This window comes from Burkholderia sp. Bp9142 (assembly GCF_003853415.1).
Lineage (GTDB): Bacteria > Pseudomonadota > Gammaproteobacteria > Burkholderiales > Burkholderiaceae > Burkholderia.
This window is the reverse complement of sequence record NZ_QTPP01000064.1, coordinates 1-26,398: the sequence shown is the minus strand read 5'-3', so window position 1 is coordinate 26,398 and position 26,398 is coordinate 1. Positions and strand designations below refer to the sequence as shown.

Sequence of the window (26,398 nt, the reverse complement as noted above, 5' to 3'; positions counted from 1 at the left end):
AGCGGCTTCGCCTCGAACGGGCCGAACTTCGAGAAGTCGACCTTCGGCCACGGCAGCAGGTTCAGCTCGCCGCCGCCTGCCGGCGCGGCTGCCGCGGCCGGTGCCGCGCGCTGGCCCGTCATCGCGCCCTTCACGAAACCCGAGACGTCTTCCTTCGTAATGCGGCCCTTCGGACCCGAGCCCTGCACGCGTGCGACTTCGACGCCGAGTTCGCGCGCGAACTTGCGCACCGACGGCGACGCGCGGCTGGCGCGATACTCGCCCGACGACGCTGCGGCCGGTGCGGCAGCAGCCGGTGCGGGTGCGGGCGCAGCCGTCGCCGGTGCCGCAGCCGCAGCCGCAGCCGGTGCCGGCGCCGCTGCGCTTGCCTGCGGTGCGGCAGCAGCCGGTGCGCCGGCGGCGTCGAGCAGCACGATCAGCGTGCCTTCCGACACCGAATCGCCCATCTTGACCTTGATGTCCTTCACGACGCCGGCGGCCGGGCTCGGCACGTCCATCGTCGCCTTGTCCGACTCGAGCGTGACGAGCGACTGCTCCTTCTCGACCGTGTCGCCGACCTTCACGCCGATCTCGATCACCGGCACATTCCTGTAATCGCCGATATCCGGCACGTTGATTTCAATCACATCCACCTCAGGTATCTCCCCATGCCATCGCGGCACCGCACGGTGCGCGCCGAACGCACCCATCTAGTATTCGATGTCGCCAGAGCCCATCAACATGCTCGTCAGCCCGGACCCTGCCGGGATCATCGGCCATACGTTTTCGGTTCCGTCGATCTGAAAGTCCATGAAAACGGTGCGATCCTTCATCGCCAACGCTTCGCGCAGCACCGGTTCGACGTCGCCAGGCTTGTCGATCCGGAAGCCGACGTGCCCGTAAGCACGGGCGAGCGCGACGAAGTCGGGCAGCGCATCCATGTACGAATGCGAAAACCGGTCGCGATAATGCACATGCTGCAACTGCCTGACCATCCCGAGATAGCCGTTGTTCAGCGAAACGACCTTGACCCCGAGGTCATACTGCTTGCAGGTCGACAGTTCCTGGATGCACATCTGAATCGAACCGTCGCCCGTGACCGTCACGACGTCCGACTCGGGAAACGCCCGCTTCACGCCCATCGCGTAGGGCAGCCCGACGCCCATCGTTCCGAGGCCGCCCGAGTTGATCCAGCGCCGCGGCTTGTCGAACGCATACAACTGAGCCGCCCACATCTGGTGCTGGCCGACATCCGAGCAGATGTACGCGTCGCCGCCCGTCACCTCCCAGAGCGTCTGGATGACCGATTGCGGCTTGATCACGACGTCGTCGTCCTTGAACGCCAGGCAACGCCGGGCCCGCCATGTTTCGATCTGCCTCCACCACCGGGTTCGGTCGGTCGTGTCGGCCGTCATGTCTTCCAGCGCGGACAGCATGGCCTGCACGGCGGCCTTGACGTCGGCGACGATCGGTACATCGACGGCCACCCGCTTCCCGATGGTCGCCGGATCGATGTCGACGTGAATGACCGTTCGTCCGACCGACAGGAAATCTTCCGGATTCCCGATGACGCGATCGTCGAATCGCGCACCGAATGCGATCAGCACGTCGCAGTGCTGCATCGCCATATTCGCTTCGTAGGTCCCATGCATGCCCGGCATGCCGAGGCATCGCGAGTCGGTGCCCGGAAAGGCGCCGAGCGCCATCAGCGTGTTGGTCACCGGTGCGTCGAGACGCTTCGCGAGCCGCGCGATTTCGTCGCTCGCGCCCGACGCGATCGCACCTCCGCCGACAAACAGACACGGCCGCTGCGCGCGCGCGAGCAGGTCCGCCGCCCGGCGAATCTGGCCCGCATGCGCGTCCTTGGGTGAACGGTAGGAACGCAGCGACACGGATTCCGGGTAAACGAATTCGGCGCTTGCCTGCAGAACGTCCTTCGGAATATCGACGACCACCGGGCCGGGCCGCCCCGTGCTCGCGATATGAAATGCCTTCTTCAATGTCACCGCGAGGTGCGCCACGTCGAGCACGAGGAAGTTGTGCTTGACGATGGATCGCGTAATCCCGACGGTATCGCACTCCTGAAACGCATCCGATCCGATCGACGCCGTCGGCACGTTGCCGGTGATGACGACCATCGGGATCGAATCGAAATACGCGGTCGCGATACCGGTCACCGCATTCGTCACGCCCGGCCCCGATGTCACCAGCGCGACCCCGACCCTCCCCGTCGCACGCGCAAAGCCATCGGCCGCATGAACCGCTGCCTGTTCATGCCGAACCAGCAGGTGGGCGATATCCGCACTTTCCTGAAGCGCGTCGTAGAGCGGCAGGACCGCGCCGCCGGGATAGCCCCAGACCGTGTCGACGCCCTCTCGTCGCAGCGCCGACACCACCATCCGGGCGCCCGACAGTATCGTCGCGCGGCCCGCGTCTGCTGCATCGGCCCTTGCGACCTGCCGGAGCTCCGATTCCGCATGATTCACATCACTCTCCCCATCTCGCCAAACATCCGTCAAACCACATCCCCCCCCGCAGGCGACCCGTCGATCCTGCCTTCATCGGCCGGAGGACGGCATCGACCGTCGTACGGTTATCGCAGCCAGGGCTCGACGCGATTGCTGTTCGTTCTGCCGTATTTTTCGATCGCATCCCGCAACACGGATTTTTCGACCGTCCCGTCATCCACCAATGCCTTCAGCGCGGCCAGCACGATGGCGACGCGATCCACCTCGAAGAACTCGCGAAGCGCCGCGCGGGTATCGCTTCGGCCGAATCCGTCGGTTCCGAGCGTGACGTATCGGCGCGGCACGAACGCCCTGATCAGTTCGGGTACCGCGCGGACGTAGTCGGTTGCCGCGATCACCGGGCCGCGCGTTGCACGCAGGGATTCGGTGACGTAAGGCACGGCCGGCTCGTCATCGTCGAACAGCCGCGCGCCACGCTCCGCGGCCGACCCGTTGCGATGCAGTTCGGTGAAACTCGTCACGCTCCAGATCGCCGCCTCGATACGCCAGTCGTCCTTCAACATGCCCGCGGCCGCCATCACCTCGCCGAGAATGGCGCCGGATCCGAGCAGCTGGACCTGTGCCGTATCCTGCGTCGCCGGATCCAGCGCATACATGCCGTTCAGCACGCCATCCCTTACACGCTCCGCATCGGCCAACGACGGCTGCGCGTAGTTCTCGTTCGTGACCGTCAGGTAGTAGAAGACGTCGCGTTGTTGCCCGATCATCTGCCGCATCCCTTCGTCGACGATGATCGCGATCTCGTACGCAAAGGCGGGATCGTAGGCACGGCAATTCGGCACGGTCGATGCCGCGAGCAGGCTCGTGCCGTCCTGATGCTGCAACCCCTCGCCGCCAAGCGTCGTCTTCCCCGCGGTCGCGCCGATCAGGAAGCCGCGCGCACGCTGGTCGGCGGCGGCCCAGATCAGATCGCCGATTCGCTGGAAGCCGAACATCGAGTAGTAGATGTAGAACGGCAGCATCTGCAGATCGTGGACCGAGTACGCCGTCGCCGCGGCGATCCACGACGAAATCGCGCCCGCCTCGGAGATGCCCTCCTCCAGAATCTGCCCGCGCGTGTCTTCGCGGTAGTACAGCATCGACCCCATGTCCTCGGGTTCGTACAACTGCCCGAGCGGCGAATAAATGCCGACCTGACGGAACATGTTCGCCATCCCGAAGGTACGCGCCTCGTCCGCCACGATCGGCACGACGCGCGGCCCGAGCGCGGCATCCTTCAGCAGCGCCGTCAGCATCCGGACGATCGCCATCGTCGTCGACATTTCCTTGCCGTCCGCGTCGAGCGCGAATTGCCCCCACGACGACAGCGCCGGCACCTGCACCGCGGCGGACGCGACCTGACGCCGTCGCGGCACATAGCCGCCGAGCGCGGACCGGCGCTCATGCAGGTAGCGCATTTCCGGGCTCGACGCCTCCGGCTTGTAGAAACGGAGCTGCTCGACGTCTTCATCGCTCAGCGGGAGACGAAAGCGATCGCGGAACGCGATCAACTGCTCCACGTCGAGTTTTTTCTGCTGGTGCGTCGTCATGCGGCCCTGGCCGATCGCGCCCATGCCGAAGCCCTTCATCGTCTTGGCGAGAATGACCGTAGGCTGCCCCTTGTGTTTCAGCGCGCGATCGTAAGCCGCATGAAGCTTGCGGGTGTCGTGACCGCCGCGCCGCAGACGCTCGATCTCTTCGTTGCTCAGATGGGACGCAAGCGCGGCCAGCTCGGCGTTCTGCCCGAAGAAGTGCTCGCGGTTGTACGCGCCGTCGTTCGCCGAGAACGTCTGAAACTGCCCGTCGACGGTATGTGCAAACGCACGAAGCAGCGCGCCGGTTCGGTCGCGCGCGAACAGGGCATCCCAGTCCGATCCCCACACCACCTTGATGACATTCCAGCCGGCGCCGACGAACTGCGCTTCGAGTTCGTCGATGATCCTGCCGTTACTGCGCACGGGACCATCGAGCCGCTGCAGGTTGCAGTTGATCACGAACACGAGGTTATCCAGTTTCTCGCGCGCAGCCAGAGACAATGCGCTCAGGGATTCCGGCTCGTCCATCTCGCCGTCCCCGAAGAAGCCCCAGACGGTTCGGCCCTCCGTCTGCAGCAGCCCCCTGTTTTGCAGGTAGCGCATGAAGCGCGCCTGATAGATGGCATTGATCGGACCAATGCCCATCGAGCCGGTCGGGAACTGCCAGAAGTCCGGCATCAACCAGGGATGCGGATACGAACACAGGCCAGGCCCGGCAATCTCGCGCCGGTAATGCGTCAGGTGTTCATCGTCCAGGAAGCCTTCGAGGAAGGCGCGTGCATAGACACCCGGCGACGAATGCGGCTGGAAATAGACCAGATCGTCGCCCGGCCCCGTACCGCCGTCTGCCGCCCCGCCGCGAAAGAAGTGATTGAAGCCGACTTCGAACAAGTCGGATGCCGACGCATAGCTCGCGATGTGCCCGCCGAGTTCGCCGTACGCACGATTCGCACGCACGACCATCGCAAGCGCATTCCAGCGCAGCACGGCGGAAAGCCGCTCTTCCAGTTCGAGGTTGCCGGGATAGCGCGGCTGTTGGTCGAGCGCTATCGTGTTCTCGTACGGCGTCACGTTGCTGCGCTGCGCGGCGAGCCCGCTCTTGCGTGCATGCTCGGCAACCCGATCGAGCAGGAACTGCGCCCTGTCCTGCCCGACCGATGCGACGACCGCATCGAGCGCTTCCAGCCATTCCGCCGTTTCAACCGGGTCCGCGTCGACGTTCGCCGTATCGGCGTGCTTTGCCGCGTCGATGCCACTGGATAAGTTTGTCATTGCAAGTCTCCCGCACGCCGCCCATCGACGCGCATCAATCTGTTCATGCTACCGGTCGAGGTGCAGAATATGTTTCTGAACTGCTTGTAATTTCGACGCGGACCAGTGTAAATATTCCGGATACAGACACGCTTCCAGACGATTCCTTCCATGAGTTCCCACACCAAACGGCTCGACCGAATTGACATCGGCATCCTCAACGAATTGCAGCAGAACGCGAAGATCACGAATGCGGAGCTGGCGCGCGCGGTCAACCTTTCGCCGACGCCCTGCTTCAATCGCGTGCGTGCGCTTGAAAAGCTGGGCCTCTTCAAGCAGCAAGTGACGCTGCTCGACCCCGAGCCACTCGGCCTCAGCATCAACGTGTTCATTCAGGTCAGTCTCGAAAAGCAGGTCGAGCACGCCCTGCAACGTTTCGAAAAGGCGATCTCCGAGCAGCCCGAGGTCATGGAGTGCTATCTGATGTCCGGCGACGCGGATTACCTGCTGCGCGTGGTGATGCCCGACATGCGTGCGCTGGAGCGCTTCATCATCGAAAGGCTCACGACGATTCCCGGTGTGTCGAACATCCGCTCCAGCTTCGCGTTGAAGCAGGTGCGCTACAAGACTGCTCTCCCGCTGCCGACACAGGGGCTCACGCTCGTCGACGCAAGCAAGACGGCCGACTGGGATTGAGCGTCGTACCGTGGCGGCTCGGCGCCATCACGGTATTCGGCACGCCCGGACGGCGGAACATCGCCCGCCGCCGCTTCCCGGCAGGCGCACGAGCATCCTGCGCCTGCCGATCGGTTCGCTTGCAGGCCGACCGTGCACCCCGTCGCGATCACTCGCGATCACGACGGGCATACCTCCTGCAGTTCGCGTCCCGTCCGGTCAGAAGCGGTGACGAAGCCCGATCTGAACCAGTTCCTGCGTACTGGTACCCGCATAGCCGAACGAGCCGATCGATGCCTGTGCCGGCTGCAGAACGCGCTGGCCGGCCGAGTTGTACGTGGCCTGCGTCCCGCTCGCATGCTGATACGAGCCGATCAGATAGACGTCCGTCCGCTTTGACAGCGCGTAATCCGTGCCCAGGCCGACCTGGTGATAGATCGCGGACGTATCGCCGCTTGCACGCATGTAGGTATAGCCCGCACTCAGTCGCCACGCCGGATTGACCCAATACGTGACATAGCCGCTGCCGACGTTGTAAGTCTCGTTCGACTGGAACGCGGAGAATGCATCATGCTTGTATTGCGCGTTGCTGTATGACGCGCCGAGCACGAACGGCCCGGCCGTGTACTGCGCCGCCGCGCGGAAGATCGCGATCGAATGGGCGGTCGTGTAACCATTGTTGATCGGGCCGTCGAAGATCGAGTCGCTCGACGACGTCACACCCCAGTTCGACGCTTTCGTCGTGGTTCGCCCCGCGCTCGGATTGTTCGTATGGAAGTAGCCGGCGGCGGCGGCCAACGGACCGCTCTTGTAGCTCACTGCCCCGCCCCACGCCTGCCCCTGCCCGGTCGCGCCCGCGTTATTCCCGAATGCGTACAACGCTTCGAACTGCAGCCCGGCGTAAACCGGCGACAGGTACTTGACCGCGTTCGACACCCGCAGGCTGTTGTCGTAATTGTCGACGTCGCCGGGTGTGCCGGCCGTCGACGCGATATAAGCGTCGGCGGTCAGCCCCTGTACGGTGTCAACCACCGGATCGTATTGCCGGCCCAGCCTGATCGTGCCGAACCGGTCGCTCGAAAGCCCGACGAACGCCTGGCGCCCGAATTCCCGCCCGCCTTGATTCAACGCGCCGTTCGCGGAATTGAACCCGTTCTCGAGCACGAACACGGCCTTGAGGCCGCTTCCCAGATCCTCTTCGCCTCGCACGCCCCATCGGTTGCCCGACATGGTTCCCTGCTTCATGCCGACGAAATTGTCGCGGCCGCTTTGGTGATTGACGTAGATGACGCCCGTATCGATCACACCGTAAAGCGTAACGGTGCTTTGCGCGCTGGCCATGCCGGACAGCGCGAGTGCAGAAATGGCGACAGCGGATTTCGTGTACATGAAGATCTCCTGAAATAGTTAATCGATTTATTGGTTTTTACTTCCACGTCATCTGTATGATTCGCACTACGAACCTATACGCGTGTATCCGTGTGCATGATCGACGCTTCCGACGTCCGGATGCGCCTGCGGGTCATGCATTGCCGCGCACCTGATTTCCTGCCGGCCTGCCGCGCACGCCGCCACGGACGGCGTGCGCCTCGTTCCGTCAGCGCTCGAGGATATTCAATGCGCCGTCGGTCGACATCAGCGATTCGACACCGTCCTTGCGGACCACGATCATGTCTTCGACCTGCAAGCCCCAGCTGCCGAGCTCGTAATACGGTGTCTCGACGCACATCGTCATCCCCTCCTCGATGACGACTGTGCTCGACGGCGTCAGGTTCGGCACGTCGTAGCCATCGATGCCGATGCCATGCCCGACGTGACTGCGCTTGTAGTGCGGAATCCCTTCGCGCTGAACCGCCTTGACCGCGGCATCGAACACGTCGGACGTCTTCACGCCCGGACGGATCATGTCGAGCGCCGTGAGAACGCCGACATGCAGCGCGCGATGGTATCGACGAATCCGCTCCGTGGGCTCGCCGAGCACGGCAATGCGCGAAATGTCCGCGCGGTAATGACGGTAGCGGCCCCCCACGTCGAAGCGGATCACGTCGCCGTGCTCGAGCTTCCGGTCGCCCGGCTCGACGTTCGGCATCGCGGAGCGCGGGCCGGAGCCGATACACCCCAGCACCGGGTAGCCGCCTTCCCGTGCCGTGCGTTCATGAAACGCCAGCCCGAGTTCGCGTTCGCTGACACCCGGCCTGGCAATTTCCAGTGCGGATGCGATCGATTGCTCCGCGATATGTGCGGCACGCCGCAGGCGATTGACTTCCTCCGGCGTCTTGACCGCGCGGACCGTCCGGAAAATTTCGAGCGCCGGCTTGACCTTCGCGTTCGGCAGGCGGGCCTGGATCTCCTCGAAGTTGCCGGGCATGAGGCCCAGCTCGTCGAGCCCGATCACGCCGCCACTCAGGCCGCAGTCGTCGATGGCCGCGCACAGCGCATTGATCGCCGTTCCGTGGTCCGGCAGGTTGTACAGTTCGAGCTGACGCTGGTCGAGCGCATTCAGCGTCACGCCGCTCGCCTGCTCGACCGAGAAGAACCCGTAGCGGTACACCTTCGAGATCCAGACGTCCTCCTGGTCGGCCAGCTGGTCGAGCAGGCTGGTCGTCGCGATGATCGCGGGCTCGCCGCGACCGGGCGCCGGAATGAGCACATACGATTGCGGACCGCGACGGATCCATTGGGAGAGTGCCCAGTATCCGCTCGAGTACGTCACGTTTTCCGGCAAGGTGGCGACAATGGCGTCCAGCCCATTGCGCGCCATCATTTCATTGAGCCTTTCGAGATTCAGCAACATATCTGCAACGTCCTATGTTCGAGGAAAAAATTCGCCCCGGCGCCGCCAGGCGCACGCTGCCGAGGCACCGCATATGCATACCGTCGATACCGTCGCGACGCGGCGTTCCAGCCAATGGATGTCATGCCGCGCGCGAACCGTGCCACCCGGCTATTGCTGGATCCACGCATTCCAGCGTTCCAGCAGCCGGTCGCGGTTTGCATTGATCCACGCGACGTTCGGGCTGATGAGCCTCGAACGGAGCGCGTCCGTGACAGGAAGGCCCTTCTGCGTGTCGGGCGACATCAGCTTCATCGCGTCGGTACTGACCGGAACACAGCCGAGGTTCTCGCAATGCTTGGCCTGGGCTGCCGGCGACGCGGCGAAGAACGCCAGCAGTTTTTCGGCAGCGGCCTTGTGCGGCGCGCCCTTCGGAATCATGGCGCGGTCGGAGATCATGATCGCGCCGTCGAACGACGACTTGATATTCCGGCCTTCCTTCTGGAGCACGCTCGCGCGCGTCTTCCAGATCATGCCGGCGACGTACTGGCCGCTTCGGTATCCCTGAATGCTTTGGTCGCCGGTCTTCCACCACATCGACACCTGCGGCCGGATCTCGTCGAGCTTGCGCAGCGCCCGATCGACATCGAGCGGAAACAGCTGATTCGACGCCACGCCATCTGCCATCAACGCAACCGCCATCACGCGCCATGGATCGTTGAAATCGGGCAATGCACGGCCGCCCGGAAAGCGCTTCGTGTCCCAGAACGCCTTCCAGTTCGTCGGGCCGCCCGTGGGAAACTGATCGCCGTTGTACGCGAGATAGGTCACGCCGTAGTCGAGGTCAAGGCCGGCCGAATCGCACGCACCGGACAGCAGGCCTTTCCCCGCGAATTTCTGGCAGAAGCCGCTCATGTCCTCCGTGATGGCCTTCACGGGGTCCGCATGCGCTTCGATATCGCCGAGAATCACCACGTCCCAGTTCACCGAGCGCGATTGCGCCATCGCGCGCAATCGCGCGATCTGCTCCTGTGCGGTCGCGGTCACGACGTTGACGGGGATGCCCGTCGCTTTCGTGAATGGCTCGAAGAGGCTGGTCCGCAGGCTTTGCTGGTACGAGCCCCCCTCCAGCGCGACCGTTACGGATTCCTCGGCACGGCTCGCCACCGAACAACAGAAGGCGAAACCGCCAACGGCCAGCAGGCCCACAAGTTTCTTGATCGATTTCACGTCAGTCTCCTAGATCTGGTTTTTGCTCGAGTTTCCACGGGTCCGTCTTTCCAGCATGCGGATGCCCGTCATCAGCACCAGCGACAGCCCGATCGTCATCGTCGCGACCGCCGCGATGATCGGCGTGAGGTTGTAGTCGATGTCCTCGAAGAACTTCCGCGTAATGGTCTTCCCGCCGGTATCGGACAGGAAGAACGCCACGGTCGCCTCGTCGAACGACGCGAGGAAGGCAAACACCGCGCCGGCCGCGATGCCGGGCGCGATATCGGGCAACACGACCGAAAAGAAGGCCGTCAGCCGCGTTGCGCCGCAATTCAGCGCCGCGCGCTCCAGCACCGGATCGAAGCTCTTCAATGCCGCGGACACGGTGATGACGACGTACGGCACCGCGAGCACCGTGTGCGCGATCAGGAAGCCGCCGAAATTCCCGATCAACCCGAAAGGCGCGAAGAACAGGTACAGCGCGATCGCGATGACGATGTGCGGCACGATCAGCGGACTCAGCGCGACGGCCTGTACCGCCGCCTTGCCCGGAAACGCGCCGCGAACCAGCGCGATCGAGGCCATGGTGCCGATGACCGTGGCGGAAATCGTCGTCGCGAAAGCGATCTTGAGGCTGAACCAGGTTGCCGACATCCAGTCGACATCGCTGAAATACCGCGCATACCATTTCAGCGACAGCACGTGCGGCGGAAACTGGATATACGCCGCGTCGCCGAACGACATCGTCACGATGATCAGGATCGGCCCGATGAGGAACAGCAGCACGAGAAGTGCCACGCCCACAAGCGCCATCTTCCCGACCGACAACGGAAAGCCGATCCGGCCGACCGTTGGCGAAGACAAACCGATGGAAGGAGTTTTCATATTACAAACGCCCCGAGAGCGACATGAAGCGCCGGAAGACCACCGTCACCGCGACGGTCGCCGACAGCAGGAGTGTGGAAAGCGCTGCCGCGAACGGCCAGTTGAACGTCTGCGTGACCTGCTGGCCGATCAGCGTGGCGATCAGCAGCGTGCTCGGCCCGCCGACCAGGGCCGGCGTCACGTAGAAACCCAGCGCCAGGACAAAGACGATCAGCGATCCTGCATAAACGCCCGGCATGCTGAGCGGCAGCGTCACGGTGGAAAAGGTCCGCACCGAGCTGGCGCCCAGGTTTGCGGAGGCCCGCGACAGATCCACGGGTATCGCCTTCAACGCGCCATACACCGGCAATATCATGTACGGCAGAAGGACATGCACCATCGCCATGACGACGGCCCCCTGGTTGTAGATCAGCTTGAGCGGGCTATCGATCGCGCCGGCACCGATCAGGACGTCGTTCACGATGCCGTTGCGCTGAAGCAGCACGATCCACGCGTACGACCGCACCAGCACGCTCGTCCACATCGGGATGAGAATGCACACGGTCATGAGGAACGCGGTCCTGCCCTTGACGCGCGTCAGCAGCCATGCGACGGGATAGCCGAGCACGCACGTGATGCCCGCGACCGCGAGCGCAATCGCGAACGTCCTCGCAAACACGCGCACATAGAGTGCCGACGCGACGTGCTCGTAATGCTCGAAGGTCAGGCCCGGGGAAAACAGGCTCGTCAGAAGCAGCTTCCCGACCGGATAGACGAACGCGATGGTCAGCAGCACCAGGAATGGCGACAGGAGCAACAGTGAAGGCAGCGCGCCGTAGCTGTCGCCGGACCGGGTGGCCGATGTTCTTGTCGACGTGCTCATCTCAGCCTCCGCGGAACACGTGCAGCGCCGACGGCTCGAACGTGATGTCAACGGCCTGGCGCTCGTCGATATCGCCGTCGGCGGATTCGCCGGACTGCGTCTGCACATGCAACACCGTCCCGTCCGCGAGACGCACGACGTACCACTGGAACGCGCCGACATACGCGCGGGCCTCGACGACGCCGCCAATGCTGCTCCCGAGGTGCTGATGCGCCCGCCCGATTCTCAACCGCTCGGGCCGAATCGCCAGATCCAGCGTGTCACCCGCGGCCGCGGAGATGCCGCCACGCACCTGATGCCGCGGCAACCGGATCAATACGTCGCCGACTACCCGCACGGTTACGCTCTCGTCGTCGATCGCCACGCATCGGGACGGAATGAAGTTCATTTTCCCGATGAAGTCCGCGACGAAAGGCGTCGCCGGGCGCTCGTAGAGGTCGAACGCGGTTCCCACCTGCTGAATGCGCCCGTTGCCCATGACGGCGATCCGGTCGGACATGGTCAGCGCTTCTTCCTGGTCATGCGTCACGTAGACGACCGTCACGCCGAGCCTTTGCTGCAGTTGCTTGATCTCGATCTGCATGCGCTCGCGCATCTTCTTGTCGAGCGCGCTCAGCGGCTCGTCCATCAGCAACACCGGCGGCTCGAAAACCAGTGCTCGCGCAACGGCGACGCGCTGCTGCTGCCCGCCGGACAACTGATTCGGCATGCGATCGCCGAACCCGTTGAGCTGCACCATCGACAGCGCCCGCTCGACCCGCTCCGGAATCTCGGCCTTCGGCACCTTGCGCATCCTGAGCGGATACGCGATGTTCTGATGCACGGTCATGTGCGGGAACAACGCATAGCGCTGAAACACCATGCCGATGTTTCGCTTGTTCGGCGCCATCCGCGTGATATCGGTCGCGCCGAGCGTCAGCCGCCCCTCGCTCGGCAGCTCGAACCCCGCCAGCATCATCAGCAGCGTGGTCTTGCCCGAACCGGACGGCCCCAGAAGCGACAGGAACTCCCCGGCGCGAATGTCCAGGTCAATGCCGCTGACGACCGTCGTCGCCCCGTATTGCTTCGCGAGACGCTCGATCCGGATCGGCGCGCCATCGATCGCAACGCCCACTCTGGATGGCCACGAGACGTCCCTCGCAGTGCCTGCCCGGCCGGCCTGTGCCGGATCGAAAACGGCCAGCGCGGCCGTGGGATGCTTGGTGTTCATGCTGGTACCCGAAAAGTGGCGGCGTCGACGGCAACCGGATCACGGTAGCCTGCACTGGTGCCGATCAGTACGACCCTGTCGGTCCCGGCCAGATGCCCTTGCGCCAACAGGTGAGGAATGGCCGCATAGGGCGCGGCCGCACAGAGCTCCAGGTAGATGCCTGACCGTTGCGCCAGGTCGTGCTGCGCGGCGTCCGCCAGTTCGTCGGCTATGACGAGTGCGGTTCCACCGGTATCGACGACGGCGCGCAACGACTGGTCCGTCGCCGTCGTGCCGGCAATCGACGCCTGCCGCGTCGATCCGGGAAACTGGTCGGTGATGACGGCCTCGTGACGAAGCACTTTCGAGATGCGCGGGAAAGGCTCGACAGCAACAAGCTTAGGCAACGGATGATTCCATTGCCCACGTTGCGCAAGCGTTGCGAAGCCCGCCGCGATTCCCCAGATGATGTCGCCTCGGGCGGTGGGCACGATCACCGCGTCCAGACCTTCCCTGCATTCGGCGGCCAGCTCGAACGCGACCGTCTTGTACCCCTCGACGCCCCATGCGCAACTCCCGACCGGCGGCAGCAGATAGTTCGTGAGCGGAAACCATCCCTCGTGCTTCACCGCCTCTTCCATCACTCGCCAGCGATCCAGGCTGTTCTCGGCGACGACGACATCCGCCCCGTAGGTTGCAAGCGCGCGACGAACGGGTTTGGGCAGGCTCGCCGTCACGATTACCCGCGATGCGAGACCGGCCTTGGCTGCGTAGCAGGCCATCGAGATACCCGCATTGCCCGAGCTCGCGCAGATGATGCCGCTGGCGCCCACCTCCACGGCGCGCGCCACCGCCAGCGGGCTCATGCGGTCCTTGTGGCTGCCGGTCGGATTCATCCATTCGGCCTTGATCCACAGCCGGCCCAGGTCGGTCGATTCAAGCTCGATGAGCGGTGTGCCGCCCTCGCCCAGAGACGGCCACTCGAGATACGGGAGATAGGCCGCCCATCCCGACATGTCGCCGCCGCTCGGCAGCGGCGCGCCGACGTCCTGCTTCTGCTTCGCATAGACCGCTGCCACGCTGGTCGGTCTCCCCGCCGCGCGGCCCTCGGGACAGCCGCCGGGATAATCCCCGACCGGCAGCACCGCGCCGCCGGCCAACGACTGGAAACCCACCAGGTCAGGGTTTTGCCGATACACATTGGACATCAAAACGTCTCCTCCAGATTTCGCTTTCGTATCCCTCGTGCCTTGTGGCGCCGAGGGTGTGCTCCCAGGCCTCCATTCCCTCACAGCCATGCTATGCTGTCCAATGCATACAAAATTGAGTTCCATGCCTTGAGGTAATGTCTATGGAAGCGAGGCAGATCGAAGCGTTTCGCGCGGCGGCCATCCATGGCGGTTTCACCCGTGGAGCGGAAGCGCTGGGCATCACGCAACCGGCGCTGACCCGATCGATCGCCCGGCTGGAGGCCGGCATCGGGTTTCCGTTGTTCGAGCGCGGTCATGGGCCGGCGCGCCTCACGCCGGAAGGGGCGGCGTTCCTTCAGGAAGTCGAACGACGATTCGTCGCGGTCGACCAGTTGCGCCGTATCGCGCAGGACATCCGCAATTTCGGAACCGGCAGGTTGCGCATCACCTGCATGCAAGTCTTTGCGAACGGGGTGATTCCCGGTGCACTGCAGCGTTTCCGGCAGTCCTTCCCCGAGGTGACGATATCGCTCCAGGTGCGGCCATCCGCGACGGTCTACGAATGGGTCACCGGCGGCCGTTGCGATATCGGGATCGCGGGCCCCAAGAGCGGGTTTCTCGGCGTCGAGGAAGAGCCGTTCATGGCGTTGGCCGGTGTCGTGGCGGTCCCCTCCGGCCACCGGTTCGCGCGATTGAAGCGCCCGATCGTGCCGGCCGACCTGGACGGCGAACCGTTCCTTGCGCTGGCGCTGGAGGACGGCACCCGCCACGTGATCGACCAGATCTTTGCCGATTCACACGTTCATCCCGCCATCCAGATCGAGACGCAATATGCCGAAACGCTTTGTGCGCTGGTCGCGAAGGGACTCGGGGTCGCCATCGTCAATCCCGTGCTCGCGGCGGAGGTCGCGCACCTGCCGATCGTCATGAAGCGTTTCGAACCGCGCGTGCGGTTCGAAAGCCGCCTTTTGTGGTCTGCGTCTCATCCTCGTACGAGAGTCGCCGAGGCATTTGTCGCATGCATGCGCGAAGAGGTCATGAGCAGCCTTCGTGCGCTGCCCTATGCCGACGAATTGACATGAATCCGCCGGCGCGACGGATCATCCTGAACCGCACTTGTCACGGTCCGCGGCACGCGCCGATCCGGGCTTCGGCGACAGCGCGCCCGTGCCGGCACATTGATCCGGTAACGGATCAGGCGCGACGCGTGATGGCGTCGCCGGGGCCCACCGGCCGCCCCGGCAATCCCGGCGATCGAACGGACCCGTCGCCCGTTCGGTCACCGGTCGCACCCACGCCCCGCGTCACGGACAGTTGCCGATGACGTAGTAGCCGGCCGATGTCTGCGCCAGCGTGTTCGAGTAAAAGATATTGTCCAGCCCCATGCTCTGGTTCGATCCGTTCGCGTAGGCCGTGCCGCCGGAATCATGCGCACGGCCGGCCTGCACATGGGCATAGTTCGTCGCCGTCGTCTCGGTACACGCGAAGCTCGATTGAGTCGTCGCCGACACTGCGGACGATTGAGCGCTCTCCCCCGCGCTCGGATCGATTTCGGTCACGGTATAGGAATAGGTCGTCCCCGCAATCAACCCCGAATCGGTGTAGCTTGCGGATGCGGAAGAGCCGACCTTGCTGCCATTGCGATAGACGTTGTAACTTGTTGCATTGGCAACGGCATTCCACGAAAGCGCAACGCTCGTCTGTGTCGTGCCCGCCACCGCGAGGCCGGTCGGCGCGGAGCCTGACGGCGCCGGCCCCGACACCGCGCGAAGATTATTCTTGACCCAATAGTCCATCAGGAATACCGGATAATTGATGTGGGTGGCATCCACGTAGTTCTTGTTGTTGCCGCCGGATCCGGCCGGCCACGCATGCGACATGCCGGAAACCGAGATTTCGTGGGTCCGGACCTTGCCGCTGCTGTCGGAATACGGCGTGTTCGTTCCGCCTCCCGGAATCGTCACTTTCGCGCCCTGGGTAAAGGTGCCGCCGTAGATGATCCGGAAAGCCGCCGTGTCGAGCGGGCCGTAGGCCTGAGCGACCGTGTAATCCGATGTCCCCCAGACCGCCCCGGCAATCTGCGTCGCAAACTTGCCCGCGTTGGATCCCGCCCACGCCTTGCACTGGTTCGCCGCCGTCGTCGCCGTATAGCCACTCGGCACGTAGCTGATCTGTGCGGTGGTCGTTCCCGGCGGCGGCCCGGCATTGATCCCGATCCCGGCGAACACATCCGGTGCGATGCAACCCAGCACCATCGTCATGCCGCCCCCGGAAGACAGGCCCGCGACATACACCTGATTGGGATCGATCGCGTACTGCGAGTTCGATACGAAGCGGTTCACCAGATCCAGCAGCACGCCGACATGCCCGGCACCGCGGCTCGGGGAGGTGTTCGCATAATCCCAGCAGTGATTGCTGTACACGTTGCCGGTCGCGTTCGGCGCCAGGATGATCGCACCGTACTGATCTGCAATCGCCTTCCAGTTGAAACCGGCCGCACTGCTGTTGCTGATCACGTCGCCAGACGCGGTCTGCAGGCAACCATGCAGTACCAGTATCAGCGCGCGCTGCCCGTTGGGCGTCGTGGGCTGGCTCGCGGGCCAATAGTAATAGCCGGTCAGGTTGCCGCCATTCACGGAATCCGCGGCCCAGGTCTGCTGCCCACTCCAGGTTCCGGGGCCGGGTGTGACCGCGGCCAACGCGGAACTCGTCGCCAGCGCGACGAGGAAACCGACAAACCATCGCCATTGGTGTCGTGAAAGCAATTGCATGACGTCTCCTTGACTTGTATGGATGCTGCTTACGAGGCAAGCGCCGCGGACGTGGTGGACTATCCCGTCTCGATCAGCTGACCGGTTCGGTGGAGCGGATCGACACTTCACCAACCGCGTCGAGAACCAGACGGACGAACCGCCGCCCCCGGCGCCGATCGAACTACAAGCAGCATCCATGCCCGTTACCGACACGGCATGGCACGACCATAGCCAGGCAACCATCGGCGCCGCGCGCCTCTCGACGCGCAATCGCCGCTTCACCGCGCTTTCCCGCCATTGCGATCCTGAATCAACAATGAGGAATCCACACTTTATTTGCGGAAATGCGCCCGCACCGGCGATAAAGCGGGATTCGTAGGGGGAATTCCCACTCCCGCGCGAATCCACAAGTTGAGACACTGCTCGCCTTCGTCTCCCATCCGAGACGGTTCGCGGCAAGCAGGACCGGGCGGCACTGTCACACAACAAGGAGAAAATCCGAATGGCAACCGAGGTCGACACCATCCTGGGCGACTACAGCTATGTGTGGGGACGCGCAATGCGTTCGCTCTTCGAAACCTTCAACAATTCCAGCGAAGGCACGCTGATCGTCGACCGACAGGCCCGAATCGTCTGGATCAACGAGAAGTATGCCGCGCACTTCGGCTTTGCCGATCCCAAGATCGCGATCGGTCTCGATTGCGAGGCCGTCATCCCCAACAGCCTCATGCGAGAGGTCGTCGAAACCGGAAAGCCCATCCTGCTGGACATACTCGAAACCGAGCACGAACCTTTCGTCGTGACGAGATTGCCGCTGAAGGACGACAGCGGCGCCATCATCGGTGCCATCGGCTTTGCCCTCTTTGGAGAATTGAAGGCACTCACACCGCTGTTCAGCCAGTATTCGCGCTTGCAAGCAGAGCTCATCGCGACGCGACATGCGCTTGCACAGACTCGGCGGGCTCGATACGGCCTGTCGAATTTCGTCGGCACGAGCCCCGCCAGCATGGAAGTGAAGCGTCTCGCGCGGCGCGCCGCGCAGGTCGATTCCCCCGTGCTTCTGCTCGGTGAAACCGGTACCGGCAAGGAACTGATCGCACATGGGATACACGCCGCATCGGCGCGTGCTGACAAGCCGTTCGTCGCCGTCAATGTCGCGGCGATTCCCGATTCGCTGCTCGAGGTCGAACTGTTCGGCGCAGCCGCGGGCGCCTATACCGGCGCCGACCGCAAAGGCCGGATCGGCAAGTTCGAACTGGCGCACGGCGGCACGCTTTTCCTCGATGAAATCGGCGACATGCCCCTGTCGCTGCAGAGCAAGCTCCTGCGCGTGCTGCAGGAAAAGGAGTTTGAGCCGCTGGGCACGAATCGCATCGTCGTGAGCAATGCGAGAATCATTGCGGCAACCTCGGTCGCCCTTGCCGAACTCGTCGCCGCTCGCCGTTTTCGCGCCGACCTCTACTACCGGCTCAACGTGCTCACCATTCACACGCCACCGCTGCGAAAGCGCACGCACGATATCGCCGCGCTGTCCGACATGATCCTCGATGAACTGGCAACCCACCACCATATCGATCGCCCGGTGCTCGGCGAAGACGCGCTGCAACGACTGCGCGAGCATGCGTGGCCGGGAAATGTGCGCGAATTGCGCAACACGCTCGAGCGGGCGGTGATGTTTTCCGATCGCCCGTGCATCACCGCGAACGTGCTGGCTCCGTTCGTCGGCGACGACATCGACGCGACGCTTGCCGATCCCGAATTTGTCCGAGATCCGGCCGCGGCGCATGAAATGGACATCGACGGAGCAAGCTACGAGGACGCGATGCGGAGGTTCGAAAAGCGTTTTCTCGGCGCCGCGCTGCGATCCGAAGACGGATGCGTATCGAAGGCGGCAGCACGGATCGGCATCGGACGCGCGACCCTCTACAAGAAAATGGCCGTGCTCGGGCTTTGACATCGACAGGTGTCAGCCGTCTTTCGCGCCTACTTCGGGCGCCGACCGGGCCATCCACGGCGAAGCGGCGGACACACGCCGGATGCCGCGCGCGGCGCCATGTGCGTGCGCCATTCGTCTCCATTCATGGACACGATGTCTCCGATCCGGGACGCTCTCGTCCCGCTTCACCGGGTTCGACCTCGCAGGCAGGTCACTCGCCACACGCGCTGATCTGCGTTGCAGCATGGTCCGGATATTGCTCGTCGGTTCGTCGACGAAGTCCGATACAAACAATGCGACGAACGGAGACACGCATGACACACGATACGGCGACCGGCCGGCAACGCCATCCTGCCTCGGCATTCACCGCGGCCTGCGCCGCAGTGCTGGCGACGACCGTGCTGGCCGGATGCAACGGCGATGACACCGTCAAGCCGCAGGCCAATCAACTGCCGGCGTTTGTCGCCGGAGGCGTCCGGACCACGGCCTACGACGGCAATACGGACGACCTGCTGACGGGCGGCCTGGGCAAGACGGGACTCGCCTCGGCAACGCCGCCCGCCTTCGCGAATGCCGCCAGCCCTACCGCAGCCGAGTTGCGCCGGCTGGCCATCTGGTCCAACTATCGTGCGCTGGTCGACATGTCGTCCAACGGCGGGTATGGGCGCTTCTGGGGACCCAATGTCGACCTCGCCGGCAACGACACGCTCGGGGAAGGCAAGATCGCCGGCACCGAATATCTGGCATTCGCCGACGACGGCAGCGGCACGCAAAACGTCAGCCTGCTCGTCCAGGTTCCCGCCGGGTTCGATCCCGCCCATCCCTGCATCGTCACCGCGACCTCGTCGGGCTCGCGCGGCGTATACGGCGCGATTTCGGCGGCAGGCGAATGGGGACTCAAACGTGCATGCGCGGTTGCCTATACCGACAAAGGCACCGGAAACGGTGCGCACGAACTCGCGACCGACACCGTCACGCTGATCGACGGGACGCTCGCGAGCGCCGCATCGGCCGGCCATCGCAGCATCTTCACCGCCAACGTGGGGGCAGCGGCACTCGACGCATACAACCGCGACTTCCCGAACCGCTACGCGTTCAAGCATGCGCACTCGCAGCAGAACCCGGAGCAGAGCTGGGGGAAGGACACGCTCGAGGCCGTGCAGTTCGCCTATTGGGCGCTCAACCAGCAGTTCGGTCCGCTGCTGGACGGGTCACGCCGTGGCGTCCGCTATCTTCCCGGCAGTATCGCGACGATCGCCGCATCGGTCAGCAACGGTGGAGGCGCGTCGCTGGCTGCCGCCGAACAGGACTCGCAAGGCTGGATCACGGCCGTGGTCGTTGGCGAACCGCAGGTCAACGTGAACATGGGCGCGGGCGCACAGGTGCGTGAAGGCGGCTCGGTGATCAGCTCCGCGGGCAAGCCGCTGGCGGACTACATGACGCTTGCGAACCTGCTCCAGCCGTGTGCGGCAGCGGCCGACGAACTGGCTACGGCGCCGTATCTGAGCGCGCTGCCGCTCGCCACCACGCGCGCGATCCGGGCCGCACGCTGCTCGTCCCTCGCCGCGGCCGGCGTGATTTCCGGCAGCGACCTGCCAAGCCAGGCTTCGAGTGCGCTCGCGCAATTGCATGCGGCGGGCTATGAAACCGATGCGGATTTCCTGCAGGCGCCGATGTGGGACTCGCAGGCCGTGCCGGCCGTCGCGGCCACCTATGCGAACGCCTATACGCGTTCGAGCGTGACCGACAACCTGTGCGGCTTCAGCTTCGGCACGACGAACGCTTCCGGCGCTGCGGCCGCACCTGCCGGCCGTTCACCGATGCTCAACGTCTTCGGCACGGGCAACGGCGTGCCGCCGACCAACGGCATCAATCTCGTTTACAACGCCGGCACGAACGGGGCGGCGGACCATCGGCTCGCCACCGGTGACGCGAGCTACGCGGGCGCCGCGTGCCTGCACGCGCTGTGGACGCAAGGCAATCCGGCGATGGCGGCCAGCGTCGCGGCCGTACGCGTGACGGGGAAATTGCAGAACAAGCCGACCATCATCGTGCAAGGCCGCAGCGATGCGCTCGTTCCGGTCAACCATGCGTCGCGCGCGTATCTTGCGCAGAACAGCATCGCCGACGGTGCGCATAGCCAGCTGTCGTTCTATGAAATCACGAACGGTCAGCACTTCGATGCATTCCTGTCCGTGGCCGGCTTCGATACGCGCTTCATCCCGGTTCACTACTACTATCTCCAGGCGCTGAACCTGATGTGGGACCGCCTGACGCGCGGGACGCCGTTGCCGCCGTCGCAGGTGGTTCGGACGACACCGCGCGGCGGCGTGCCAGGACAGGCGCCGCAGCTCGCCGTGGCGAACCTGCCGCCGATCGCGGGCGTGCCCGCCGCGAATGCGATCCAGGTGACGAACGGCATCGTCGATATCCCGCACTGACAGGTCAACCTCACGGCCGGCCGCCTGCCGCGGGTCTGTTTCGACTACGGATAGACGGCCGGCTGACAGGTGCCGGCGGAACGCAGGCCAGGCGATGACGGACCGCGATGGGGATGCTGCAAGCGCTTGTGTCCAGGCAGAGTTGAACGGCAGCCGCAGCGATGGTCAATTCGGCTGCCTGCAGCCGAACCGTAGCGAGGACGGCTAGAAGCGATGGCGCAAGCCCGCATTCAGACGGAGCTGAGACGATCCGTTTGCATCGAGCCCCGTCGCGCCAATGACGGCCTGCGCGGCACCGCGTCCGTTCATGCCATCGGCATGCGTGTAACCGCCCAACGCGTAGAGATCCGTTCGCTTGCCGAGCAGCAGGCTCGCTCCAGCGCTCAATTGTCGATAACGCGCCGCCGAATCGCCGGATGCATGCAACTGGTTGAACGCGATGCCAACCATGAGTGCCGGCGTGGCTTGCCACACGCCATATACGGACGCGTTGCGGAACGCCTGCGTGCGCGCGAACCGCGATGCCGCGTCGGGCCGGTAGCGTGCGTTGCCATGGTAGCCGCCTAAAGTCACCGCGCCCAACGTGTATTGCGCCGCGATGCGGACGATATGCACGGAGGCCGCCGACGCATAAGCGGCATTCACCGCACTGTTGAACAGTGAATCCGCACTCGACTCGCCGCGTGTCCCATGCGCCGGATTACCGAGGTCGACGTGCAGATAACCTGCCGCGGCCGCGAATGCGCCGCGCCGATACGCGAACGCCGCGCTGTGCGCAAGCCCGGAACCCGTCGAGCCCGGCACGCCGTTGACAGACACGAGCGCCGACGCCTGCCAGCCGGCCGTACGCGGGCTCGACCATTTGAATGCGTGATTGAACCGCGCGCTGGAATCAGCGTTGTCGACGTCACCCGGTGTCGAGAACGTCTGGCCGAGATAGCCGTCGCCCTGGAGCGGTTGGACGAGATCCGCCAGCGGGTCATACAGCCGTCCCGCAATCAGCGTGTGCCCGCCGGGCGTGCGCAAGCCCACGTGAGCCTGACGACCGAACAGCCGGCGGCCCTGGTTCGCCCGGCCGCTCACCGCATTGAAGCCGTTCTCGAGCTGGAATAACGCCGCTGCACCGCCGCGCAGCGGCTCGACGCCTTTCATGCCGACACGCGAACCGGACAAGCTGCCACTCTGCAGTTCGATTCTGCCGGGAGCCCCGGCGCTACGCGTGTAGACGACGCTCGTGTCGACGATCCCGTAAAGGGTGACCGACGATGCGCTCGCGTCGTCGGCCGCGAGCAGCGCGAGCGCGACGCCGGCCGGCACCGCGGCGCGTCGCCTCCCCCGGCAACTCACAGATACTTCAGCCATCCGATATCCTTGCGGCGCTGCTTGAGCCGCGCGAACCATGCAACGGGCCAGTACAGCGGAACGATCAGAAGCGCCGAGGTCAGCCAGACTCCCCATAGTGCGTCGAACCCGAAGTACTTCCCGTGATTCGCGCCGAACGTTGCGAGTGCGATCAGATAGAGCATCTTGAGCACGTACAGGTGCAGCAAGTAGAAGAACATCGGCGCGCCGCCGAGTATGGCAAGCCGCTGCGCGACGGCACAACGGTCGCGCCGTTCGAGCCATGCGAGCAACAGCAACGTGGCGCCGAGCGTCGGCAGCAGGAACATCAGCGACGGCGGATACTTCGTCGCGGCAAGGAAGCTCATCGTCGTGCGTAGCGCATCACCGGTTGCGATCCATGGCTTGTCGCCATACACGTTCAGCCAGCGCAGCGAGACATACGCCGCGACCAATGCAGCACCGGTCGCGACGAGCCGACGCGCACGCATGTCCGGCACCATGCCGCGCGCGAACCAGGGGCCGGCCGCGTAGCCGAGGAGGATCACGCCGATCCACGGAAGAACGGGGTAGCTTGTGCGCACTCTGACGCCGTCCCACAGATCGATGAACGCGCGCTGATGCAGGATCGCCCACGGCACGAAGCCGGCCGAGCCCGGCTCGAGCCTCACGCCGTCGAGCAGGTTGTGCCCGACGACAATCGCGATGCCGAGCACGAACTGCACCACCCGCGGCAGGCGCAACAGCGCGGCGAGCGCGAGCATCGACAGCCCGATTGCCCAGATCACCTGCAGCCAGAGCGTGGACGGCGGAAACTCCGCCGTCCACGCGAACGACACGAAGGTCAACTCGAGAAAGATCAGGAACGCGCCACGCTTGACGAGGAATGCCGTAGTTGCCGCGACTGGACGGTCCCGACCGTACAGCCACGCGGAGAGGCCCGTGAGGAATACGAACGCCGGCGCGCAGAACTGGCTCGTGAGTCGCGTGAAGAACAGCGATGGATCGACGGTCAGCGCGTCCATCGGATCGGACACCTGGCGATGCAGGAAGAAGGTTTCGCGGACATGATCGACGAGCATCAGCAGCATCACGAGACCGCGCAGCGCGTCGATCGCGATCAGGCGAACGCCGCCGTCAGCTGGAGCGACGGGAATGGAACGAGGAGACATTGAGCAAAGGCACGGAATGGAGAACGTCGAATCGGAACTTGCTCAACTGCGTCATCCGTGCGGTCAAGGCAACGAATCACAATTCATTTAACTTTGAATCGTGGCTGTTCAGTGAGCCAATGCCTGCATGGCTTTCCGCTCCGCCCCCTAATACAAAATTTCCGTCGCCCCGCAAAAACACTAAAAAAACACTAAAAAGCAGAAGCGACGCAGCCTCATCCGACGATCGCTGGAAGTCGCCAGCGTTCTCGGCAGCATCCGAACTGCTCGTCGCTTCAATGCCATCAGTCACCGTAGAGCGTGACCAGCCCGACTATCCGACAATGGCACGCTCAACACCGACAACCTGGCGAGGCAGCAACGTCGAACGACGGCGCGCGTTGGATCAACCGATTTTGACTGCCGGCTTATCTCCGTTGATTCCGTCTTCGAAATTCAACGTCTCACGCAGTTTGTCCAGCACTTCCCGATAGCTGTCATGCAGCTCCGGCCAGTCCACGCCCGGCTTCAGTGCCGCAGGATCAAGCCGCCCAGCGGCCACGGCCAAGCGCGCTGCGGGATGACGATGTCCGACTTTGGCCAGCCAGCCGGCGCATGCGAACTCCTCCCCTTGGCGGGATTGATGACATGCAAACATACTGGCTCCATAGTCCGGTCCCATACCCCGGTGATCAGGGCACGTACCAGCCAACTTTTCGGCCAGTTCGAGATCGAAGTTTGGAATATCTGTCGCACCCGCGGCACGGCGCCAAGGACATGACGCACAAGGTCTGCCAGATGTTTTCATAATTCAAACCCTGCATTACTCTCCATACTTACCTCATCGACACCGTTGCGATCTCGTGACATACCGCCTCAGAGTCCGCGCATCACTAGATCCGCAGGCAGTTCGCGGAGGCATCCAAGCAATGTTGACACGGTCTATCCTATGCTTTCTGGATATTGAAGTTCGCGGCAGCATACGCCGCGTTGCAGTTCCAGACCTCGACGTCATCTCGATAAAAGTGAGCCCAACCAGCTTTCACCTTAACTCGGGCGCCGGGAAAAACTAAGCTATGTCCGTTCGCTGCAGCTGACAGCGGGTTGCGCTCGCGACACGTCGCCACGTATTCGCCGTCAGGCAAAGCGTCCCTGTTCATGATCGACCTCAATTCTTCGTTACACCTGCGCAACCGCGAGCTGGATCACACCAACCTCTGTGAATTCCGCATCACATTTTCGTCCCAAGATGACCTCCTTCTTGGATCGCATGCCCCTCTGTGTGGCAAAACGAAACGAACGTGCTCGCAGCTGCGTCATTTTCGATTTCTTAGGCAAGCTCGTACTTATCAAGTAGTTCGAGCTTTCGCATCTCTTTGCGACGCCGCTCTTGTCGCGATTCTTCGGTCGGAATGATGTCACGCTTGGCAGCCAGCGTCGCGTCGTAGCGTTCAATTTCCGCCACGAGAGTTACGAGTTCCTTAAGTTCCGCTCGAGCTCTGGTGAACATATCATTTCCTTTCTCAGTGTATTGGCCGTCGGCACGATTACTTGATCAACTGCATCCCCGCGACCTTCGAGGCCGACACGTCGAAAGTAGCCGTGTACTCGCACTCGGCTACATGCCCAGAACGCTCGATCAAGCAGTCCGCGAAATCCGCCTTTGAAGACGCGAAAACGCGGAGTGCCTTACGTACCGTTTCAGCACTTTCGACGACCAGCTCTTTGGTCCCGATCATCGATTCGATGATGTCCTTCATCTGCTCTCGTTCGACACCGTAGCAGCGCCCAAGTACCCAGACAACCTCGATCAATGCGACCTGCGAAACATATCCCGGCCGCTCGGGCGACAGGGACTCCATCAGCGCCGTCGCCTTCTTCGACTGAACCTCATCGTCTTGCGCGAAGTAGCGGACTAGCACGTTTGTATCCAGTCCGATCATCGCGCTGACGCCCCCTGCTCGGCGATGGCCTGATTCATGTCGTCAATCGACACCGGTTTCTCAGGCTTCTTCACAACGCCCTTGAGCTCCACGAGCGAGCGCGTCGCTGGATAGACCTCGTACCGGCCTGTCGCCTCGTTGAAGCTAAATTCGATCCGGTCGCCGGCCTCCAAGCCAAGCTGATTACGCACGTCCACCGGGATCGTGACCTGACCCTTTGAAGTAATAGTTGCTGCTGCCATGGTGACACCTCCCGACTCCTTACTTTATGGTAAGGAAAACCAAAAAGCAAGAATGACTTCCATACGTACCGGACCGCCAACCCTAAATCCTCGGCCAGGATCATTATTTCCACCGCCATGCCTAGATCGCTCACTCTCCAGTCATACATGATATGGATTTACATATCATATGTTTTTGCATACCATATCGATGACCAGTAGGAGGCAACGTCGACATGTCTATTGAGGGCCGTCAGGAAAGAGATGCCAAAGTAGGCCGGATCCTTCTCTGGGAAGGTCGGGTCAGTCGCGGCAGGCTCGTCACTGAGTTCGGATTGAGTCCTATACGAGCCAGCGAGTGGCTTCGCGACTTCCGTGAGTCGTATCCGGATTGGGTGACTTGGGACAGCAAGCGCAAGGCGGACGTGGCGACCTCCATGGCGTACTCGGACGCCGAACGCGCCGCGCACGCCTCGCGAACCTGTCCGCATTTTTGTGGGCGAGGCGGTTGAACAACGCGTTATCCACGCGCCTGCATAAATCGCTCGCCGAAC

The 26,398-nt window shown here is 63.5% G+C and carries 22 protein-coding genes; 4 read left to right on the top strand and 18 right to left on the bottom strand.

Features of this window, described 5'->3' with window-relative positions:
* From DIE22_RS36890 to mdeB, 3 genes are all read right to left on the bottom strand, one after another.
* The coding region (locus tag DIE22_RS36890; RefSeq protein WP_260426862.1) for a biotin/lipoyl-containing protein at positions 1 to 632 on the bottom strand (632 nt) is incomplete at its 3' end.
* A gap of 57 nt (positions 633 to 689) precedes the next feature.
* A complete protein-coding gene (gene ilvB, locus DIE22_RS36885) occupies positions 690 to 2,378 on the bottom strand; it encodes a biosynthetic-type acetolactate synthase large subunit (protein ID WP_124607454.1) in 1,689 nt (562 codons plus the stop codon).
* Between the two features lie 194 nt (positions 2,379 to 2,572).
* Positions 2,573 to 5,293 carry an alpha-ketoglutarate dehydrogenase gene (gene mdeB, locus DIE22_RS36880; protein ID WP_124498308.1) on the bottom strand — a complete coding sequence of 907 codons (2,721 nt, stop codon included), beginning with the start codon at positions 5,291 to 5,293 and terminating at the stop codon, positions 2,573 to 2,575.
* Positions 5,294 to 5,443: 150 nt separating this feature from the next.
* Between mdeB and DIE22_RS36875 the strand changes: the two genes are divergently transcribed.
* Positions 5,444 to 5,968 (top strand): Lrp/AsnC family transcriptional regulator, encoded by a 525-nt coding sequence (locus DIE22_RS36875; RefSeq protein ID WP_124607449.1) that lies wholly within the window; start codon positions 5,444 to 5,446, stop codon positions 5,966 to 5,968.
* Positions 5,969 to 6,166: 198 nt separating this feature from the next.
* Here DIE22_RS36875 and DIE22_RS36870 read toward each other — a convergent pair whose 3' ends face one another.
* From DIE22_RS36870 to DIE22_RS36840, 7 genes are all read right to left on the bottom strand, one after another.
* Positions 6,167 to 7,336 (bottom strand): porin, encoded by a 1,170-nt coding sequence (locus tag DIE22_RS36870; protein ID WP_124607448.1) that lies wholly within the window; start codon positions 7,334 to 7,336, stop codon positions 6,167 to 6,169.
* A 208-nt stretch (positions 7,337 to 7,544) separates the two neighbouring features.
* Positions 7,545 to 8,741, bottom strand: a complete 1,197-nt coding sequence (locus tag DIE22_RS36865) for a Xaa-Pro peptidase family protein (RefSeq protein ID WP_124498311.1) — start codon at positions 8,739 to 8,741, stop codon at positions 7,545 to 7,547.
* Between the two features lie 150 nt (positions 8,742 to 8,891).
* Positions 8,892 to 9,950: an ABC transporter substrate-binding protein gene (locus tag DIE22_RS36860; RefSeq protein ID WP_124607447.1), complete on the bottom strand. Its 1,059-nt coding sequence runs from the start codon at positions 9,948 to 9,950 to the stop codon at positions 8,892 to 8,894.
* Between the two features lie 9 nt (positions 9,951 to 9,959).
* Positions 9,960 to 10,817 carry an ABC transporter permease gene (locus DIE22_RS36855; protein WP_221623918.1) on the bottom strand — a complete coding sequence of 286 codons (858 nt, stop codon included), beginning with the start codon at positions 10,815 to 10,817 and terminating at the stop codon, positions 9,960 to 9,962.
* 1 nt (position 10,818) lies between these two features.
* Positions 10,819 to 11,679: an ABC transporter permease gene (locus DIE22_RS36850; protein WP_124498313.1), complete on the bottom strand. Its 861-nt coding sequence runs from the start codon at positions 11,677 to 11,679 to the stop codon at positions 10,819 to 10,821.
* 1 nt (position 11,680) lies between these two features.
* On the bottom strand, positions 11,681 to 12,889 hold the full coding sequence (locus tag DIE22_RS36845) for an ABC transporter ATP-binding protein (RefSeq protein WP_185640778.1): 1,209 nt from the start codon (positions 12,887 to 12,889) through the stop codon (positions 11,681 to 11,683).
* Positions 12,886 to 14,076: a pyridoxal-phosphate dependent enzyme gene (locus DIE22_RS36840; protein ID WP_185640777.1), complete on the bottom strand. Its 1,191-nt coding sequence runs from the start codon at positions 14,074 to 14,076 to the stop codon at positions 12,886 to 12,888. Before DIE22_RS36840 ends, DIE22_RS36845 begins: the two co-directional genes overlap by 4 nt.
* A gap of 143 nt (positions 14,077 to 14,219) precedes the next feature.
* Here DIE22_RS36840 and DIE22_RS36835 point away from each other — a divergent pair, with 143 nt between their 5' ends.
* Positions 14,220 to 15,140, top strand: a complete 921-nt coding sequence (locus DIE22_RS36835; protein WP_185640776.1) for a LysR substrate-binding domain-containing protein — start codon at positions 14,220 to 14,222, stop codon at positions 15,138 to 15,140.
* Positions 15,141 to 15,362: 222 nt separating this feature from the next.
* Here the strand turns inward: DIE22_RS36835 and DIE22_RS36830 are convergent, their stop codons facing one another.
* Positions 15,363 to 16,829: a PHB depolymerase family esterase gene (locus DIE22_RS36830; RefSeq protein ID WP_260426860.1), complete on the bottom strand. Its 1,467-nt coding sequence runs from the start codon at positions 16,827 to 16,829 to the stop codon at positions 15,363 to 15,365.
* A 484-nt stretch (positions 16,830 to 17,313) separates the two neighbouring features.
* Here DIE22_RS36830 and DIE22_RS36825 point away from each other — a divergent pair, with 484 nt between their 5' ends.
* Both DIE22_RS36825 and DIE22_RS36820 read left to right on the top strand, forming a co-directional pair.
* Positions 17,314 to 18,765: a sigma-54-dependent Fis family transcriptional regulator gene (locus tag DIE22_RS36825; RefSeq protein ID WP_124498316.1), complete on the top strand. Its 1,452-nt coding sequence runs from the start codon at positions 17,314 to 17,316 to the stop codon at positions 18,763 to 18,765.
* 296 nt (positions 18,766 to 19,061) lie between these two features.
* Positions 19,062 to 21,188 carry a D-(-)-3-hydroxybutyrate oligomer hydrolase gene (locus DIE22_RS36820; protein ID WP_124607445.1) on the top strand — a complete coding sequence of 709 codons (2,127 nt, stop codon included), beginning with the start codon at positions 19,062 to 19,064 and terminating at the stop codon, positions 21,186 to 21,188.
* 204 nt (positions 21,189 to 21,392) lie between these two features.
* On the opposite strand, the gene DIE22_RS36815 is transcribed toward DIE22_RS36820, so the two are convergent.
* From DIE22_RS36815 to DIE22_RS36780, 7 genes are all read right to left on the bottom strand, one after another.
* Positions 21,393 to 22,550 (bottom strand): porin, encoded by a 1,158-nt coding sequence (locus tag DIE22_RS36815; protein WP_185640775.1) that lies wholly within the window; start codon positions 22,548 to 22,550, stop codon positions 21,393 to 21,395.
* On the bottom strand, positions 22,532 to 23,701 hold the full coding sequence (locus tag DIE22_RS36810; protein WP_124607444.1) for a DUF1624 domain-containing protein: 1,170 nt from the start codon (positions 23,699 to 23,701) through the stop codon (positions 22,532 to 22,534). Before DIE22_RS36810 ends, DIE22_RS36815 begins: the two co-directional genes overlap by 19 nt.
* A 76-nt stretch (positions 23,702 to 23,777) precedes the next feature.
* Positions 23,778 to 23,993: a hypothetical protein gene (locus tag DIE22_RS36805; protein WP_124607443.1), complete on the bottom strand. Its 216-nt coding sequence runs from the start codon at positions 23,991 to 23,993 to the stop codon at positions 23,778 to 23,780.
* Positions 23,994 to 24,086: 93 nt separating this feature from the next.
* On the bottom strand, positions 24,087 to 24,488 hold the full coding sequence (locus tag DIE22_RS38545) for a DUF6283 family protein (RefSeq protein WP_221623917.1): 402 nt from the start codon (positions 24,486 to 24,488) through the stop codon (positions 24,087 to 24,089).
* A 522-nt stretch (positions 24,489 to 25,010) separates the two neighbouring features.
* Entirely contained in the window at positions 25,011 to 25,190 is a 180-nt protein-coding gene (locus DIE22_RS36790; protein ID WP_095401672.1) for a hypothetical protein, read from the bottom strand.
* Positions 25,191 to 25,227: 37 nt separating this feature from the next.
* Entirely contained in the window at positions 25,228 to 25,623 is a 396-nt protein-coding gene (locus DIE22_RS36785) for a PIN domain-containing protein (protein WP_124607441.1), read from the bottom strand.
* Positions 25,620 to 25,865 (bottom strand): AbrB/MazE/SpoVT family DNA-binding domain-containing protein, encoded by a 246-nt coding sequence (locus DIE22_RS36780; protein ID WP_124595155.1) that lies wholly within the window; start codon positions 25,863 to 25,865, stop codon positions 25,620 to 25,622. The genes DIE22_RS36785 and DIE22_RS36780 overlap by 4 nt, the downstream gene beginning before the upstream one ends.
* Positions 25,866 to 26,398: the final 533 nt, after the last annotated feature.

Coding starts and splice junctions, on each gene's coding strand:
- ilvB (WP_124607454.1), bottom strand. CDS start 2,378: ATGGTGGTGTCGGCGCTGCGACGAGAGGGCGTCGACACGGTCTGGGGC.
- mdeB (WP_124498308.1), bottom strand. CDS start 5,293: ATGACAAACTTATCCAGTGGCATCGACGCGGCAAAGCACGCCGATACG.
- DIE22_RS36875 (WP_124607449.1), top strand. CDS start 5,444: ATGAGTTCCCACACCAAACGGCTCGACCGAATTGACATCGGCATCCTC.
- DIE22_RS36870 (WP_124607448.1), bottom strand. CDS start 7,336: ATGTACACGAAATCCGCTGTCGCCATTTCTGCACTCGCGCTGTCCGGC.
- DIE22_RS36865 (WP_124498311.1), bottom strand. CDS start 8,741: ATGTTGCTGAATCTCGAAAGGCTCAATGAAATGATGGCGCGCAATGGG.
- DIE22_RS36855 (WP_221623918.1), bottom strand. CDS start 10,817: ATGAAAACTCCTTCCATCGGTTTGTCTTCGCCAACGGTCGGCCGGATC.
- DIE22_RS36850 (WP_124498313.1), bottom strand. CDS start 11,679: ATGAGCACGTCGACAAGAACATCGGCCACCCGGTCCGGCGACAGCTAC.
- DIE22_RS36845 (WP_185640778.1), bottom strand. CDS start 12,889: ATGAACACCAAGCATCCCACGGCCGCGCTGGCCGTTTTCGATCCGGCA.
- DIE22_RS36840 (WP_185640777.1), bottom strand. CDS start 14,076: ATGTCCAATGTGTATCGGCAAAACCCTGACCTGGTGGGTTTCCAGTCG.
- DIE22_RS36835 (WP_185640776.1), top strand. CDS start 14,220: ATGGAAGCGAGGCAGATCGAAGCGTTTCGCGCGGCGGCCATCCATGGC.
- DIE22_RS36830 (WP_260426860.1), bottom strand. CDS start 16,829: ATGCAATTGCTTTCACGACACCAATGGCGATGGTTTGTCGGTTTCCTC.
- DIE22_RS36825 (WP_124498316.1), top strand. CDS start 17,314: ATGGCAACCGAGGTCGACACCATCCTGGGCGACTACAGCTATGTGTGG.
- DIE22_RS36820 (WP_124607445.1), top strand. CDS start 19,062: ATGACACACGATACGGCGACCGGCCGGCAACGCCATCCTGCCTCGGCA.
- DIE22_RS36815 (WP_185640775.1), bottom strand. CDS start 22,550: ATGGCTGAAGTATCTGTGAGTTGCCGGGGGAGGCGACGCGCCGCGGTG.
- DIE22_RS36810 (WP_124607444.1), bottom strand. CDS start 23,701: ATGTCTCCTCGTTCCATTCCCGTCGCTCCAGCTGACGGCGGCGTTCGC.
- DIE22_RS38545 (WP_221623917.1), bottom strand. CDS start 24,488: ATGAAAACATCTGGCAGACCTTGTGCGTCATGTCCTTGGCGCCGTGCC.
- DIE22_RS36790 (WP_095401672.1), bottom strand. CDS start 25,190: ATGTTCACCAGAGCTCGAGCGGAACTTAAGGAACTCGTAACTCTCGTG.
- DIE22_RS36785 (WP_124607441.1), bottom strand. CDS start 25,623: ATGATCGGACTGGATACAAACGTGCTAGTCCGCTACTTCGCGCAAGAC.
- DIE22_RS36780 (WP_124595155.1), bottom strand. CDS start 25,865: ATGGCAGCAGCAACTATTACTTCAAAGGGTCAGGTCACGATCCCGGTG.